Origin of the sequence: Pseudomonas sp. PDM15, from assembly GCF_014851565.1 — a bacterium.
Classification (GTDB): domain Bacteria; phylum Pseudomonadota; class Gammaproteobacteria; order Pseudomonadales; family Pseudomonadaceae; genus Aquipseudomonas.
Map to the genome: position 1 here is coordinate 388,720 of NZ_JACVAA010000002.1, position 15,180 is coordinate 403,899.

At 65.3% G+C, this 15,180-nt stretch carries 20 protein-coding genes; 14 read left to right on the forward strand and 6 right to left on the reverse strand.

What is annotated here, in order from left to right; all coding sequences use genetic code 11:
- Positions 1–924 (reverse strand): LysR family transcriptional regulator, encoded by a 924-nt coding sequence (locus IB232_RS05780; protein ID WP_192397589.1) that lies wholly within the window; start codon positions 922–924, stop codon positions 1–3.
- Between the two features lie 114 nt (positions 925–1,038).
- Here IB232_RS05780 and IB232_RS05785 point away from each other — a divergent pair, with 114 nt between their 5' ends.
- The 8 genes from IB232_RS05785 (at position 1,039) to IB232_RS05815 (ending at position 5,851) form a co-directional block, all read left to right on the forward strand.
- On the forward strand, positions 1,039–1,788 hold the full coding sequence (locus tag IB232_RS05785; protein ID WP_192397590.1) for a 3-oxoacyl-ACP reductase family protein: 750 nt from the start codon (positions 1,039–1,041) through the stop codon (positions 1,786–1,788).
- Positions 1,789–1,892: 104 nt separating this feature from the next.
- A complete protein-coding gene (locus IB232_RS05790; RefSeq protein WP_192397591.1) occupies positions 1,893–2,255 on the forward strand; it encodes a hypothetical protein in 363 nt (120 codons plus the stop codon).
- Positions 2,256–2,336: 81 nt separating this feature from the next.
- Positions 2,337–3,038, forward strand: a complete 702-nt coding sequence (locus tag IB232_RS05795) for a YebC/PmpR family DNA-binding transcriptional regulator (RefSeq protein WP_192397592.1) — start codon at positions 2,337–2,339, stop codon at positions 3,036–3,038.
- Between the two features lie 10 nt (positions 3,039–3,048).
- Positions 3,049–3,237: a hypothetical protein gene (locus tag IB232_RS05800; RefSeq protein WP_192397593.1), complete on the forward strand. Its 189-nt coding sequence runs from the start codon at positions 3,049–3,051 to the stop codon at positions 3,235–3,237.
- Between the two features lie 202 nt (positions 3,238–3,439).
- Positions 3,440–3,571: a hypothetical protein gene (locus IB232_RS23665; RefSeq protein WP_256662109.1), complete on the forward strand. Its 132-nt coding sequence runs from the start codon at positions 3,440–3,442 to the stop codon at positions 3,569–3,571.
- 182 nt (positions 3,572–3,753) lie between these two features.
- The gene (locus IB232_RS05805) at positions 3,754–4,449 is read left to right on the forward strand and encodes a polysaccharide lyase family 7 protein (RefSeq protein ID WP_192397594.1); all 696 of its coding nucleotides are present in this window, start codon (positions 3,754–3,756) and stop codon (positions 4,447–4,449) included.
- 120 nt (positions 4,450–4,569) lie between these two features.
- Entirely contained in the window at positions 4,570–4,890 is a 321-nt protein-coding gene (locus IB232_RS05810; RefSeq protein WP_192397595.1) for a DUF2025 family protein, read from the forward strand.
- Positions 4,891–4,999: 109 nt separating this feature from the next.
- On the forward strand, positions 5,000–5,851 hold the full coding sequence (locus IB232_RS05815; protein ID WP_192397596.1) for a substrate-binding periplasmic protein: 852 nt from the start codon (positions 5,000–5,002) through the stop codon (positions 5,849–5,851).
- 3 nt (positions 5,852–5,854) lie between these two features.
- Here IB232_RS05815 and IB232_RS05820 read toward each other — a convergent pair whose 3' ends face one another.
- From IB232_RS05820 to IB232_RS05840, 5 genes are all read right to left on the reverse strand, one after another.
- Positions 5,855–7,150 carry a phospholipase gene (locus tag IB232_RS05820; RefSeq protein WP_318652237.1) on the reverse strand — a complete coding sequence of 432 codons (1,296 nt, stop codon included), beginning with the start codon at positions 7,148–7,150 and terminating at the stop codon, positions 5,855–5,857.
- A 96-nt stretch (positions 7,151–7,246) separates the two neighbouring features.
- Positions 7,247–8,107, reverse strand: a complete 861-nt coding sequence (locus IB232_RS05825) for an FHA domain-containing protein (RefSeq protein ID WP_192397597.1) — start codon at positions 8,105–8,107, stop codon at positions 7,247–7,249.
- Between the two features lie 9 nt (positions 8,108–8,116).
- Positions 8,117–9,805 carry a serine/threonine-protein kinase gene (locus IB232_RS05830; protein WP_192397598.1) on the reverse strand — a complete coding sequence of 563 codons (1,689 nt, stop codon included), beginning with the start codon at positions 9,803–9,805 and terminating at the stop codon, positions 8,117–8,119.
- Positions 9,806–9,822: 17 nt separating this feature from the next.
- Entirely contained in the window at positions 9,823–10,602 is a 780-nt protein-coding gene (locus IB232_RS05835; RefSeq protein ID WP_137971507.1) for a PP2C family protein-serine/threonine phosphatase, read from the reverse strand.
- Positions 10,603–10,696: 94 nt separating this feature from the next.
- On the reverse strand, positions 10,697–11,020 hold the full coding sequence (locus IB232_RS05840) for a hypothetical protein (RefSeq protein WP_137971506.1): 324 nt from the start codon (positions 11,018–11,020) through the stop codon (positions 10,697–10,699).
- 139 nt (positions 11,021–11,159) lie between these two features.
- On the opposite strand from IB232_RS05840, the gene IB232_RS05845 reads away from it, so the two are divergent.
- The 6 genes from IB232_RS05845 to IB232_RS05870 all read left to right on the forward strand — a co-directional run bounded on the left by IB232_RS05845 (position 11,160) and on the right by IB232_RS05870 (position 15,177).
- Positions 11,160–11,882, forward strand: a complete 723-nt coding sequence (locus tag IB232_RS05845) for an endonuclease (RefSeq protein ID WP_192397599.1) — start codon at positions 11,160–11,162, stop codon at positions 11,880–11,882.
- Between the two features lie 167 nt (positions 11,883–12,049).
- A complete protein-coding gene (locus IB232_RS05850) occupies positions 12,050–12,259 on the forward strand; it encodes a cold-shock protein (RefSeq protein WP_068825417.1) in 210 nt (69 codons plus the stop codon).
- Between the two features lie 98 nt (positions 12,260–12,357).
- Positions 12,358–12,537 carry a hypothetical protein gene (locus IB232_RS05855; protein ID WP_192397600.1) on the forward strand — a complete coding sequence of 60 codons (180 nt, stop codon included), beginning with the start codon at positions 12,358–12,360 and terminating at the stop codon, positions 12,535–12,537.
- A 107-nt stretch (positions 12,538–12,644) separates the two neighbouring features.
- Positions 12,645–13,682, forward strand: coding sequence for a GGDEF domain-containing protein (locus IB232_RS05860; RefSeq protein WP_192397601.1), 1,038 nt, complete (start codon positions 12,645–12,647; stop codon positions 13,680–13,682).
- 78 nt (positions 13,683–13,760) lie between these two features.
- A complete protein-coding gene (locus IB232_RS05865; RefSeq protein ID WP_192397602.1) occupies positions 13,761–14,318 on the forward strand; it encodes a magnesium transporter in 558 nt (185 codons plus the stop codon).
- A 73-nt stretch (positions 14,319–14,391) separates the two neighbouring features.
- On the forward strand, positions 14,392–15,177 hold the full coding sequence (locus IB232_RS05870) for a substrate-binding periplasmic protein (protein ID WP_225592156.1): 786 nt from the start codon (positions 14,392–14,394) through the stop codon (positions 15,175–15,177).
- The last annotated feature ends 3 nt before the right edge of the window (positions 15,178–15,180 follow it).

Here is a 15,180-nt window from a genome sequence, read left to right on the forward strand (position 1 = left end):
TCAACGCGCCGAGAAGCGCTGATTCAGCCCCTGGGCGCGGAACTGCTCGACCAGGAAGTCGATGAACACCCGGGTCTTGTGCGGCAGCAGTTTCTGCGCGGCGAAGTGGATGGAGATGATGCCGGTGTCCACGAACCAGTCCGGCAGCACCCGCTGCAAGGTGCCGGCCTGCAGGTGCGGCAGTGCGTGGGGCATGGCCACCAGGCAGATGCCGAGGTGCATGAGTGCGGCCTGGCAGGCCGCCTCCGGGTCGCCCATGACCAGCCGCGGGCGCAGCTCGATGCCGGCTTGCTGGCCCTCGCGATTGCGCAGCAGCATGGAGCGGATGCGTCCGGTCTGCGCAGCGCGGATCAGAATGCCGTCGTGTTCTGCCAGCTCGCTCGGTTCGCGCGGCTGGCCGCGTTCGGCCAGGTAGGCCGGGGAAGCCAGCAGCACCCGGTGTGCCGGCGCCAGTTCGCGCGCCACCACACCCGGCGCCTGCTCGAAGCCGCCGCCGATAGCCGCGTCGAAGCCTTCGGCAATCAGGTCCACCGGGCGGTTGTCGAAGTGGAAATCCGGCTGCACGCCGGGATAGCGGGTAAGGAATTCCGGCAGCAGCGGCATCACGTAGTAGCGGCCGAATGCATTGCCCATGCTCACCTTCAATACCCCGGCAGGCTGGCCCTGACGGCTGGCCAGATTGGCCATGGCCGCCTTCAGGTCGTTCAACCCGCCTGCCGACTCGCTCAGGAAGCGCTCGCCGGCCTCGGTCAGCGACAGACTGCGGGTGCTGCGCTGGAACAGCCGCACCTTCAGCTCCGCCTCCAGGCGCGCCACGTTCTTGCCCACCGCCGCCGGCGTCAGACCTAGGCGCCGCGCGGCCTCGGCAAAGCTGCCGGCCTCCGCGCTGCGAACGAAACATTCGATGCAATTGAGCGTATCCATGCTCCGACTATAAACCTTTGGTATCGAAAGAAACGCAGAAATATCGACTAATCATAATCCAATCCGCAGCAGATACTCGTCTCCAGCAACCCCACTTCACTCGGAGACACAGCCATGAACCAGACTCTCAACCTGCAAGACAAAGTCGCCTTCATCCAGGGCGGTTCCCGCGGCATCGGCGCCGCCATCGTCAAACGCCTGGCCCGCGACGGCGCCGCCGTAGCCTTCACTTACAGCCAGTCCGTCGCCAGCGCCAACGCGCTGGTCGCCGAAGTCGAAGCCGCCGGCGGCCGCGCCCTGGCGATCCGCGCCGACAGCGCCAGCGAACAGGAAATCCGCGGCGCCATCGGCGAAGCGGTGCGCACCTTCGGCCGCCTCGACATCCTGGTCAACAACGCCGGCGTACTGGCCATCGCCCCCATCGAGGAGTTCAGCATCGACGACCTCGACCGCACTCTGGCCATCAACGTGCGCAGCGTGGTGATCGCCAGCCAGGAAGCCGCCCGGCACATGGGCGACGGCGGCCGCATCATCAGCATCGGCAGCACCAATGCCGATCGCATGCCCTTCGCCGGCGGCGCCGTCTACGCCATGAGCAAGTCAGCCCTGGTCGGCCTGACCAAGGGCCTGGCCCGCGATCTCGGTCCGCGCGGCATCACGGTGAACAACGTGCAGCCGGGCCCGGTGGACACCGACATGAACCCGGACAACACCGACTTCGCCACCTCGCTGAAACCGATGATGGCCGTAGGGCGCTACGGCCAGGTCGAGGAAATCGCCAGCTTCGTCGCCTACCTGGCCGGCCCGGAAGCTGGCTACATCACCGGCGCCAACCTGCTGATCGACGGCGGCTTCGCCGCCTGATCCATCAGCCAACAACCCCGTGCCGGCCTGCCGTGCACGGGGTTTTCTTTTGCCTGGCCAGTGGCGAAACTGCGCGCCCTCCTCCCCTGCCAGGAAACGCCCGCATGGACCGCGCCGCACCAGCTCCCCGCTCGAAACTGAAAGTCGCCCTCTCGCTTCTACTCCTGCTGGCCGCCACAGCACTAGCCTATGCGCAGTGGCAGGCGCTGCCGCATTTCGCCGAGATGTTCGCAATGTTCGGGCCCGACATGCCCGGCTTCAGCGTCTGGGTAGTCGGCCATCCGCAACGTGTGGGAATCTGCTTGGGCAGTCTTCTTGCCTACAACATGACCTGGCTTGCTCTCTGGCTGTTCTTACGTCAGCGCTGGTCTTCGATCGGCCTGAGCCTGGCCACCGCGCTAACTTGGCTATTCCTGGCGCTGGTGATGATCGCGTTCTACCTGCCGCTGCTCACCATCGCCGTCTAGCGACGAAGTCGCTAGAATCGCCTCCTTCAGTTCGCCCCGCCATACGGGGCTCCGTCAGACGCAACCCGCGAGAACACCGCCATGGGCGCACAGTGGAAAGCCAAACCTAAAGAAGCCGCAGCCAACGCCAGGGGCAAGATTTTCGGTCGCCTGGTCAAGGAGATCATGGTCGCCGCCCGTAACGGCGCCGATCCGGACACCAATGCCAAGCTGCGCGTCGCCGTCCACGCGGCCAAGAAAGCCTCGATGCCCAAGGACACCCTGGAGCGCGCGATCAAGAAAGGCGCCGGCCTGCTGGGTGAGACCGTCAACTTCGAGCGCACCACCTACGAAGGCTTCGCCCCGCACCAGGTGCCGGTGATCGTCGAGTGCCTGACCGACAACCTGAACCGTACTGTGGCGGAAATCCGCGTGCTGTTCCGCAAGGGCCAAATGGGCGCATCCGGCTCGGTGAGCTGGGACTTCAGCCATGTCGGCATGATCGAAGCCTCTACCGATAGCGGTGCCGATCCTGAGTTGGCCGCCATCGAAGCCGGTGCCCAGGACTTCGAGCCGGCCGAGGAAGGCGACACCCTGTTCATCACCGAGATGACCGACCTCGACGCCGTGTGCAAGGCCCTGCCGGAGCATGGTTTCACCGTCAACTCGGCGAAGATCGGCTACATCCCGAAAAACCCGGTGAGCGGCCTGAGCGACGCGCAGATGGAAGAAGTCGAAGCGTTCCTCGAAGCCCTCGACAACCACGACGACGTGCAGAACGTCTATGTCGGCCTCGCCGGCTAATTCGCCGCGCGTGAGCCGCAGCCAGTTCCACCAGCAACATGCCGCCCGCGCCGAGGTCGAAGCCCGGCGCCTACTGGCAGAGCGCGCCAACCTCGGTGCGCGCTGGCTGGACTGGGTGGCGGCCGAGCTGTACCGCCTCAACCCACCCGAATATACCGCCATGGTGCGCCGTGAGCTGCAGCACCTGAATACTCCGTAAACCTCACGCATGTTGCCGCATACAGCTGCCTGAGCCCTCTGGCGCCCAGCGGCAAAGCCTAGCGACGCATGACCGAACCACATGTGCACTTCGCGACTATCCTCTAAGCAGTGTACAGATCAGGCTGGCGCAGCCTGGGAGGTGGAAATGACCGTCGAACCATGCCATTCAAACTGAATCGCCATTTTCGGAGGACTCCACCATGAGCAAAGGTCTGGATAGACACAAAGAGGCGAAGAAAAAGCCTCTCAAGACCTCCCAGGAAAAACGCATGGCCAAGCGCAGCAAGAAATCCGGAACCACCCTGCTGGGCAGCCACGCCCCATCCAGCTAACCCTTCTCGCACCCGGCCAGCGCCGGGTGCTTCGTTTCAGCCCCGCAGAAAGTCTGATGGCCACCAGGCAGAGGCCTGGCCAGGCGCCAGTACCCATTCGTCCAGAATCAAGCGCAACGCTGAACTTCCCGGCGTAGACGGGTCGGAACCCCGACCGTTACGTTTACTGCAAGGGGGACCCGATGCTCGACCTGACTACCTGGAACTTGACCATTCCCGCCACCGAATCGGCCACGGTGATTACTACCGAACGCCTCAAAAAGGGCTACAGCAGCCAGTACTTCCGCCCGCAGAACAGCAGCGTGCGCTTCTGGGTGCCGGTCACCGGCTCCTCCACCGAGAACTCCCGCTACCCACGCAGCGAGCTGCGCGAAACCTGGCCCAACGGCGAGCTGCGCAACTGGCACCACGGCGACGCCGACAACCTGCTCAGCGCCGAGCTGACGGTCAACCAGGTGCCGAGCAAGAACAAGCTGGTGATCGGCCAGATCCACAGCATCAACCGCCCCGGCGATGTCGGCGAGCCGCTGGTGAAGCTGCAATATCACTACCGCCCCGAGCTCAACAGCGGCAGCGTCGAGGCTCTGGTGCGCAAGCATCCCGACGATGAGCACGTGCAGAACGTCATGCTGGTGAACGATGTGACGCTCGACGAGCGCTTCGCCTATCGCCTGCGCCTCACTCCTAGCGGCCGCCTGGCCATCGCCGTGTACAGCGACGAGGACAATGGTGCCTACCACCGGCAAATCGCCTCCAGCTGGAGCAGACAGCTTCTTTACTTCAAGGCCGGCACCTATGCCCAGGACAACTCCGGAAGCAGCGCCGAGGGGGGCCGCGCGACCTTCTACCACCTCGATATCGAGCACCGGAAGCCGTAACCGCGGTATCGGGCTTGATCCAGAGCAAGGCGCCGCCGCGACCATTGGCTAGGATGGCCGGCAAAAAAATAGCGGCAGCTCCTTGCGCGCAATCCTCGACAACATCCACAGGAGGTTTGCATGAGCATCACATCGTCCACCATCTGCGCCGCCGCCGAAGCCCTGCAGGGCCTGGTCGGCTACAACGCCAAGAGCGACCAGCACATCGTGCGCTTCAGCGAGGACTCCTTCGGCCTCGACGTGACCGAAGAGAGCATCCAGCCCTGCGCCGAGTTCGTCTGGCAACCGCTCAAGGGCGCGCTGATGACCCTCAGCCGCGAGCGACTTGGTCTACTCCTGGAACAGCGCATCGACGAGCGCTTGAATATCTCAGAGCCACTGCTGGTGTACCTGCGCCGCAGCGACCTGCCGGAGATCATCGCCGAGCGCCGCCGCACTTGAGCGGCGGCACGGCACACTGAAGTCGGCGTGCGCCACCCGGGCTGGCATAATGCGCGCACCATAAGGATGCGCCGGCGCGCATCGTCCACGATTGAAAGGATTGCAATCGATGCCTGTGCGGCGTCTGACCTGGCTGCTGACCCTGCTGCTGTGCGTCGCACCCTGCCTGGCCGCGGAAGGCGTGCTGCGCTACCCGCGCGCACCAGTCGGCGACGAGTTCCGCTCAGCCTATCCGCTGGCGCAGCTGCAGCTGGCCCTGGACAAGGTCGGCAGCAGCCTGCGCATCGTGCCCTCACAGCACCACATGGAACAGCAGCGCGCCCTGCTCAGCCTGGAACAGGGCGAGGCGGTGGACGTGGTCTGGACCATGACCAGCCTGGAGCGCGAGCGACATCTGCTGCCGGTTCGCATTCCGCTGGACAAGGGCCTGTATGGCTGGCGCATCGCCCTCCTGCGGGCGGACCAACCGAACCTGCTGCAAGGCGTACACAACCTGAGCGATTTGGGCCGCCTGCGCGCCGGCCAGGGCCATGACTGGCCGGATACCGCCATCCTGCGCGGCCAAGGCCTGCGGGTGGAAGTCAGCTCCAGTTACGAGAGCCTGTTCCTGATGCTGGAAGCCAGGCGTTTCGACTATTTCCCACGGGCCGTGCTGGAGGTGGAGGATGAGCTGAGGCACAACCGGCAGCGCCCACTGGTGGCCGACAGGTACCTGGTGCTGCACTACCCCACCGCGCTGTATTTCTTCTTCTCGCCGAACGATCCGCAGCTGGCGGAAATCGTGCGCCAGGGCCTGGAACTGGCCCTGGCCGATGGCTCGTTCGAGCGAGTGTTCCAGCAGTATCACGGCGCCGACCTGCGCCGCGTTGCACTTGAGCAGCGCCAGATCATCGAGCTGGATAATCCGCTGCTGCCGCCGCAGACCCCGCTGCAGCGCCGCGAGCTGTGGTATCGCCCCTGACGCCTACTGCTTGGGCACAATGCCGCTGAGCGCATTGCGGCTGTGCGCACCGAAGTGGCGGAACAGCTGCACCAGCAGCGTCTCAAGGGCCGGATCGGGCTCCACCGCCTGCAGACGATTGCTCTCGCTGAAGCCCTTGGCGGTATCACCGCGAGCCATCCAGTCGCCGATCAGCGTATCGAGCTCGCCGGCGCGCTCATGCGACTCCGCCGCCACCACCTGGGCCGCGTAATCCACGTCGAAGGCCGGGTAACCGGCATCGCCATCGCGTTCGGCATAGGCCGTCAGCAACGGATGCTGCGCCTGGCCCGCCGTCAGCAACGCCTGCATGCGGTCGAACTGGTACTGCTCGATGGCGGTGTGACGGTCAGCCACGCGCTTGATCGCTGCCTCGCGGTCCTCGGGGTAACCGGCCTCGGCCTTGGCCGCGATCAGCACCATGCCGGCGGTATCCACGCCCGGCAGCACGCTGGAGTGGTACGGCTGGGTGAGGTCCTGCAGGTAGTGCATGGCCCAGCCGAGGAAGCGATAGCCCCAGTACGGATGGCCGCTGGCAAAGGCCAGGCGCGCCAGGCCGCTGTACTGGTATACGCGCCAGTGCGGCAGGGTCTGCCCCAGGTAGGGCGCGGCGGCGAAGATCAGCGCCGACTCGTGGTAGTAGCCGATATGGAACGGCGCCTGGGAGGAGTACTCGAAGCGCGCATCGCCGAACGGCTGCGGGCCGAAGTTGTAGCGCTGGCCAACGGCTCCGGGGTTGTCGCTGAACAGGTTGATGTCATGGCCGTAGTCCGGCTCATCCGCGGCGCTGGCCACTACCTGCAGTGCCGCGACCTTTTCACCATCCTTCAACCCCAGGTAGCGCCAGTGGGTCCAGGGGCCGACCTTGTGGAACACCAGCACATCCTCGCCACTCAGCAGTGGTCGGCCGCCGGCATCCTGCCCTGGCAGCTGCTGGATGAAACTGGCCAGCTTGATCTCCGGGTTGACGCGCAGGGCCTGGAGGAACGCAGCGCGCCGATCGCCACCACCGGCCGCCTGCCAGCGCAGCTCGTCCGGGCGCGCCGGGTAGTAGGAGAAATGCTCGCGGGCGTAGCTTTCCTGCTCGTCCAGCAGGCGCTCGATGGCCGGCGCCTGGTCGGCGAGGAAGGCCTCCAGCGGCTCTATCGCTACCTCCTGGCGCAGCTCAGGCATCTCGCGCAGGGCCAGCAGGCTGCCCAGCGAGTGGTTGGACCAGGCCAGGGCATGGGTGGACAGACCAGCCAGCAGGCCGGCGCAGGACAGCAGAACGAGTGACTTCACGGCTACTCCGATGCGTGAGGCGAATCGGCCAAGGCTAACCCCGCCAGCGTCGCCAGGCACTGTCAGGCTGCGCCAGCGGCACTCACCGATCGGGCATCAGAGCAGCGCGGCAGCGGCCAGCCCACCGACGATCAGCAGCACGCCGATCACCAGGGCGACGCGCAGCGCCCCGCTACCGCTTTTGGTGGCGGGCGCCGGGGCGGCCTGGGCGCGTGCGGCGGCGCGCAGCGGGTTGGCGGTGGGGACCGCACTGCTCGCCGGCCGCGCCTGGGGCTTGGCCTTGGGCGCGGGCAGGTCGACGGCACGCACGAATACCGTGGCGTCTTCGCTCTCCTCCGCCACCTCGTGTGTATCCACCTTCGGCCCTATCACCAGCAGGATCACCGAGCCCATGCGCACCTGGTCGCCCGGTTTGAGCACGGCGGCGGCGCTCTTCTCGCCGTTGATCAGCACGCCGTTGGACGAGGCCAGGTCCTTGACCTCCAGCACGTCGTCGCGCAGGAAGAACTCGCAATGGCGGCGCGACAACTGGGCATCGCTGAAGCACAGCTCGCACTTGACTGAGCGGCCGAAGGTCATCGAACCGCTGACATGGAATTTCTTGCCCTCGTGCTCACCCTGGATCACCTGGAGGAACCAGCGCTGACTGGCCTCAGCATGCGACTTGGCCTTGCCTGGATCGACCAGCAGCAGCTCGACCTCGCCCAGGCGAACACGATCCTCGGAACGCAGCTGGTAGCGGCTGCCGATGCGTTCGTCGTTGACGAAGGTGCCCAGCTCGCTGTCGCAGTCGCTGATGTAGTAGAGGCCGCCGTCCTGGCGGATTTCCGCATGGAAGGCGTTGATCCCGGCATCCTCCAGGACCAGGTTGTTGCGCCGGTCCTGGCCCAGGGTGAAGCGTTCCTCCACCAGCCAGACCGGGGCCTGGCGACTGTCTTTGAAGTGCAGCTTGAGCATGTCTGGGTCCTACTGGCCGAAGATGTTGTTCCAGGCCCGCTTGATCGGGTTGCTGTTGCGCTCGCGCTCGGCCTGGGCCGCGGCGGCGCGTGTTCGGGCGGCACGAGCCTCACCGAGCAGTTGTTCGTGTTCGCCGCGCATCTGCAGCAGCTCGGCGTTCTGCGGCTCCACTTCCAGGCCGCGCTCGATCATCGCCAGGGCGCCGGGGAAGTCGCTGCGCCGGTAGGCGGCACTGGCCAGGTCGCGGTACAGCTGCGCCACGTGGCTGAGTCCGGCCAGGGCGTCGGCATTGTCTGGCGCCCAGCCGAGGATCTGCCGGTAGTAGTACACCGCGCTGTCCTCCTCGGGCAGCAGCAGGCGCTTGTCGGCAATGCTCTGCTCGGCCAACTGCAGGTAGCGGGCGATGCGCGCGTCCAGCACAAGCTGCAGACCGGCCAGCGTGGTGGCGTGCTGCGGGTCGATGGCCAGGGCCTGACGATAGTAGTAGTCGGCGCTGTCTTCGGCAGGCTCGGTCAGCAGGCCGTCGGCCAGGCGCTGCTCGGCCAGGTCGGTGAACACCTTGATCCGCGCCTCGCGGATGCGCAGCAGGCCGGCCTGGGCCTCGTCGCTGTCTTCATCAAGCGCCAGCACCTGGTTGAAATAGTGCTCGGCGCTGTCCTGCGCCGGCTCGATCAGCTGGCCGGCGGCGAAACGCTGCTCGGCCTCGGCCAGCAGCGCGCCGATCTGCCGCTGCTCCTTGATGTACAGGCCCGCCGAGGTCAGCGTGCCGATCAGCACCAGTACGCTCAACGTCACCAGCAGCGGCATGGCCGAACGGCGCTTGCGCGGCACTGGGGCTTCCACGACCACCGGCTCGCTGACCGGCAGGGCCGGGCGCAGCTGGGTCTCCTCCAGGTCACTCAGTTCCGTCTCGTCCAGTGCGGCGAGCAGCGCGCGGCAGTCGGCGAAGCGCTCGTCCGGCTTTTTCGCCAGCATGCGCGCCAGCAGGCCGCGAAAGGCACCGAGGCTGTCGGGCAGCGGTGGCGGCTCCATCTGCACGTGGTTGACCACGGTCTGGGTGTAGTTGCCGCCGCGATAGGGATTGCTGCCGGTGAGCAGCTCCAGAAGGATCACGCCCAGGCTGTAGATGTCGCTGCGCGCGTCCAGCGGCTGGCACTGGGCCTGTTCGGGGCTGCTGTAGGCCGGGCTGCCAACGGCGACGCCGAACTGGGTCAGCTCGCTGTCGATGTCCAGGTCCTTGGCCACGCCGAAGTCGGTGAGCACCGCCGTGCCGTTGCTGCGGAACAGTACGTTGGCCGGCTTCACGTCGCGGTGCACCAGACCCTTGTCGTGCACCACCGCCAGGCCGCTGGCGATCTCACGGATGATCTGCAGGGCGCGCTCCGGGGCGAACAGCTCGCCCTTGTGCCGCGCCAGGTCGCCGCCGGGGAGAAACTCCATGGCCAGGTAGTAGCGACCATCGGCCAGGCGGTCGATGTCATGGATGGTGATGATCGACGGGTGATTGAGCGAGGCGACTATGTGCGCCTCCTGGATGAAGCGCTTACTGAAGGCCTCATCCTCGGCACTGCGCAGGACCTTGATCGCCACCTTGCGGCTCAGCGACTCCTGGGTAGCCAGGAAGACTTCGGCCATGCCGCCTTTGCCCAACTGGCCGTGCACCCGGTAGCCGGGGATTTCAAGCAGAGTGGTGCTCATGGATGTGCGTCGATCATTCAGTGCTTGCGGGAATGGAGCCAACGGCTGAGGAAGTTGCGGGGCTTGGCGTCGATCTCGGTCGATTCGGCCATGCTGCGCCCCAGCACGATGCAGGAGATATTGTCCTTGCCGCCCAGCTGATTGGCCAGCCCTATCAGCTGTTCGACCAGATCATCGAGGGTCGCCGCCCCAGCACAGACCTCCTGGATCTGCTCATCGTTCAGCTCGCCGGTCAGGCCGTCGCTGCACAGCAGCAGCAGTTCGCCGGGCGCCAGGCTGCCCTGCACCCGGCCGACTTCGAGGGCCTGTTCGTTCTGCCCCAGGCACTGGGTGACGATGTTGCGGCGTGGATGCTGACGGGCTTCCTCCACGCTCAGCTCGCCGGCGTCGATCATCGCCTGCACCCAGCTGTGGTCGCGGGTCAGACGGGCAATGCCGTCCAGGCTGATGCGGTAGGCGCGGCTGTCGCCGATCCATGCCACCTCGAACTCGCTATCGAAGAAGCGCGCGGCCACCACCGTACTGCCCATGCGCCGGCCGCCGTCTTCCTGCACCGCATCGAGGATCGCCTGGTTGGCCGCGTGGATCGCCGCCTCCAGGTCGCCGCCTGCGGAAATGGCCTGGCGCAGAGTGTCCAGGGCCATGGCGCTGGCCACTTCGCCGCACTCGTGGCCACCCATGCCATCGGCCACTGCCCACAGACCGAGCTCGGGGAGGCAGAGCACGGCGTCTTCGTTATGCCCTCGAACCCGACCCGAGACGCTCTGCGCCGCGAACCCCAGGGACTGCATCGACATGACTGCTGGCTACCTTCTGAATCTGCACTGCCGTGCATGATGCTGCGCCGAACCGAGACTGTCAGCCCGAAGCGCGCGAACTGTTAAGCAGTCGTCAGCGGCTGCGCTGTACTTCGTAGCTGTTCTGCCCCGGATACCGCTGCACCTCGATGCCACCGGGGTACTCGATGCTCTGTCGAATGCCGCCGCTCTGCTGCACACTCGAGCCGCCTTGGATGATCTGCACCTGGCGGCCATAGCCCTGGCTAGGCACTGCATGGCCTCCATAGACGTCGTAGCTCTGGCTGCGACTGGAAGAGCTGACGCTGCCGGAGGCACCGGGGCTGACGTACTCGATGGGAATCTCGCGGCGCACCGGCTCGGCGCCCAGCGCCGCGCCACTGAGTGCGGCGGCCAGTAGCAACAGAATGGTTCGCATGAGGTTTCTCCTCGTCGATCGATAGCCTCGATGCTACGCCCCAAGGCTTCCGGCGAGTAGCCCTGGCCAGCGCCGTGCCACGATTGGCAGGCACTTCCTGATCGGTATGATGCGGCGCTTTTTCTGGGATGTCGTACCCATGCCCACGCGCTTTACCCTGCTGTTGCTCGTCTGCTGTCTCGCCCTGCCCGCCCTCGCCGCGCCACCACGCACCTTCAGCGAAGCCAAGAAAATTGCCTGGCAGCTGTACGCCCAGCAGTCGGTGGAGTTCTATTGCGGCTGTCGCTACAGCGGTAATCGGGTGGATCTGAAGAGCTGCGGCTACCAGCCACGCAAGAATCCCCAGCGCGCGGCACGCATCGAGTGGGAGCACCTGGTGCCGGCATGGGTGATCGGCCACCAGCGACGTTGCTGGCAGCAAGGCGGACGCAAGCACTGCGCGCGCAGCGACGAGACCTATCGCCGCGCCGAAGCCGACCTGTTCAATCTGGTGCCGAGCATCGGCGAACTTAACGGTGATCGCAGCAACCTGCCCTTCGCCTGGCTGCCACAGCAGCCGGACCAGTACGGCGCCTGCCCGATGGTGGTGGACTTCCAGGCGCGCAAGGCGATGCCGCGCCCCAAGGTACGCGGCATGATCGCCCGCACCTACTTCTACATGAGCCAGCGCTATTGCCTGCAGCTGTCGCGCCAGGAGCGCCGCCTGTTCGAGGCCTGGAGCCGGAACTACCCGATAGAAACCTGGGAACGCCAGCGCAACCAGCGTATCGCCTGCGTGATGGGCTGGAGCAACCCCTTCGTCGGCGCGGCCGATCTGCGCCGTTGCCCGGCGCCGTTTACCGGAAAAGGCAGAAATGATTAGGTAAATCAGCGCAGTGCCTGTAAGGTGGCGGGACTGTGCTGCATGTGTCACCGCAAATCGACCGGTTTAGATCTCGGTCCAACCCCCCTCGGTTTCTTTACTCTTTGCACTCAGTCATGGCCTGGGCTGTTCCAGCGCCGTGTTAACTTTGTTCAAGGAGATTTTCCATGTCCGCACGTCAAACCGGCACCGTCAAGTGGTTCAACGACGAGAAAGGCTTCGGCTTCATCACTCCGGAAAGTGGTGCCGACCTGTTCGTTCACTACCGTTCGATCCAGAGCACCGGCTTCAAGAGCCTGCAGGAAGGCCAGAAGGTTTCCTTCATCGCCGTCCAAGGCCAGAAAGGCATGCAAGCTGACGAAGTCCAGGTCATCTGATCTGCACGACGTCCAAAAGAACCGGCCTTCGGGCCGGTTTTTTTATCCCTGCTACTTCGCTGCGCCCCGCGTAGCCAATCATTCCTCGAGGGGGAACCATGCGAGTCAAGAAGTCCACCCAGCAGCCCAAGCCGCAGCCGGCTTCGGAAACCAGCGAATCCCTCGAAGCCCAAGTCGCCGCCTTCCTCAACTCCGGCGGCGAGATCCAGCAGATCGCCAAGGGCGTAAGCGGACAATCCTGGGCTCCTAGCCGCCAGATCAGCCTGGGCAAGAAGTAACTTCCGCGGCAATTCAGTAAGCGCATCGATACTGGCACTTTGCCTAACAGTTCCTTGCCGATACGAGCAAAGCCCTGCATCCTTGGCCCATAACAATGAAATGGGCCATGAGCCAGAGAGCCGCGCTGATGTTCAAGCGACTGCGCAACGACTTCCAGCTGTCCATCATCACCCTGATGGGCATCATCGGCGTGCTCGGCATTTCACCCTATGCGGTCTATCGCCTGCTGCACGGCAATCTCCTGGTCGGCATCGCCGATGCCGTGATCGTGCTCTCCACCCTGTCCGCCGTGGTTTATGCCTGGCGCACCGGTGACACGGAGAAGCCCGGCCTGTACCTGGCCGGCGTGTTTTCCGTGGGCTCCACGCTGATCGCCATCAACCTCGGCGTCAACGGCCTGTTCTGGATCTATCCGCTGATCCTCTTCAACTTCTTCATGGTCTCGCCCGGCAAGGCCATCGCTGCCACCCTGCTGGTACTCTCCGGCCTGGTAGGCCACGCGCTGTGGGTCCCCGGCAGCGTGTTCGAAAGCCACTACCAGATGATCTCCTTCCTGGTCACCAATGCCATGGCCGGAGTGCTGACCTTCATCTTCGCCTATCGCACCCGCATCCAGCGCGAGCAGCTGCAGCTGCTGGCCATCCAGGACCCGCTGACCGGCGCACGCAACCGCCGGGCCATGAACGAGGAACTGAAGATCGCCGTGTCCAGCAAGCGCCGCCACGGCCGCAACTACGGCGCACTGGCCATGGACCTGGACCACTTCAAGCAGATCAACGACCTCTACGGCCACCAGGCCGGCGACCAGGTGCTGATCGACTACGTGAGGCTGATCAAGGCCTGCTCGCGCCAGGGCGACCGGCTGTTCCGCTTCGGCGGCGAGGAATTCCTCCTGCTGCTCCCGGACACCGATGCGGAAGGCCTGGAGTCGGCAGCAGAGAACCTGCTGGCGACGGTCCGCGACAACCTGCGCGGGCCCGGTGGGCCGGTCACCATGTCCATCGGCGGCGCGCTGCTGCGCGACGACGAACCCTGGAGCCACTGGCTGCAGCGCGCCGATCAATGCCTGTATCAGGCCAAGAGCAGCGGCCGTGACCGCACCATCATCGACCGCCCGACGGTCAACCTCGCTCCCAGCCATTGACTAAAATGTAACCAGGTCAACGTCGACCTGAGCACCGGCCGGCCGGGGGACCGCCAAGCAAAAGGTGGGAGGTATGCCATGAACCGGCACTACTACATCAGTGACAACCTGGACGATCTGGAGAACCTGGAAGGCGAGCTGGAGGCTCGCGGCATCAATACCGAGCAGATCCACGTGCTGAGCGAGCAGGATGCGGCGCTGGAACAGCACCAGCACCTGCACGAGGTGCCATCGATCCTCAAACAGGACGTGGTCCACTCCGGCTCGATCGGCAGCCTGATAGGAATCGCCCTGGCCGTACTGGTACTGCTGCTGGCCTGGCTGAATGACTGGGCCTCGACCCCGGCGGGCTGGATCCCGTTCGTCTTCCTTGCCGTGGTACTGCTCGGCTTCAGCATCTGGGAAGGCAGCTTGTTCGGCATGCAGCAGCCCAACAGCGCGTTCCGCCGTTTCGCCGACCGTCTGCACGAAGGCAAGCATCTGTTCTTCGTCGACGTCAGCTCGGCCCAAGAGCCGATACTCAGCCAGGTGGTGGCGCACCACCCAGGCTTGGAGCTCGCCGGCACCGGACCGGCCAGCCCAAGCTGGGCAGTTGGCTTGCAGCACCGCTGGCATCAGTTCCGCCGCCTGATGTGACAGGGCAGGCGGGCCGCTGCGGCCCGCCACCTCATGCTGGGCTAGAATAGGTTGGCGGCCGCCCCGGCCGCGCATGACCCAAGGCCCCTGCGCGCCCATGATGATCCGCCTGCTTCTGCCGCTGGCCAGCGGTCTGCTGTTCGGCAGCCTGGCCAACGCCGCCTCGATCAGGCTGGTGACCGGCGACGAATACGCCCCCTTCACCGGGCAGAACCTGCCCAATGGCGGCATGCTCACCGAGTTGGTGCAACAGGTGCTTAACCAGGCGGGTCATCAGACGAGTCTGACCTGGCTGCCCTGGAAGCGCGGCTACCAGGCGACGCTCAAGGGTCAGTTCGACGCCACCTACCCCTATCTGCCGACGATCGAGCGCCAGGCGGACTATCTGTTCTCCGCGAAACTATACGAAACCACCCAGCGCCTGTTCAGCAGAGCCGGGCAACCGCTGGAACCAGGAGATTTGCAACAGCTGGCAGGCAAGCGCATGTGCCTGCCGCTGGGCTGGCAGCCCCCTCCCCGTCTCGCGTCGCTGCTGGCGGCAGGCAAGCTGCAACGGCACGAACCTCAGGACCTCACCACCTGCGCACGCCTGATCGACCTCGGCCGCGATGACTTCTTCGTCGCCGACAGCCTGCTCGGTGAGCGCGCCATTCATCGCTCCGGGCTGGCCGCCGAACGCTTCAGCGAGTCGCAGGGTGTGGTCGGCAGCAACACCCTGCACTTCCTGGTGCCGCGCAACCGGCCGGGAGCTCAGCAGCTGATCGAGGAGTTCGACAAGGGCCTGCGCCTGCTGCAGGAGAACGGCGAATACGCGCGGATCCTGCGCACCCACCGCCAGCACGCGCTGAACGCAGAGTGATCC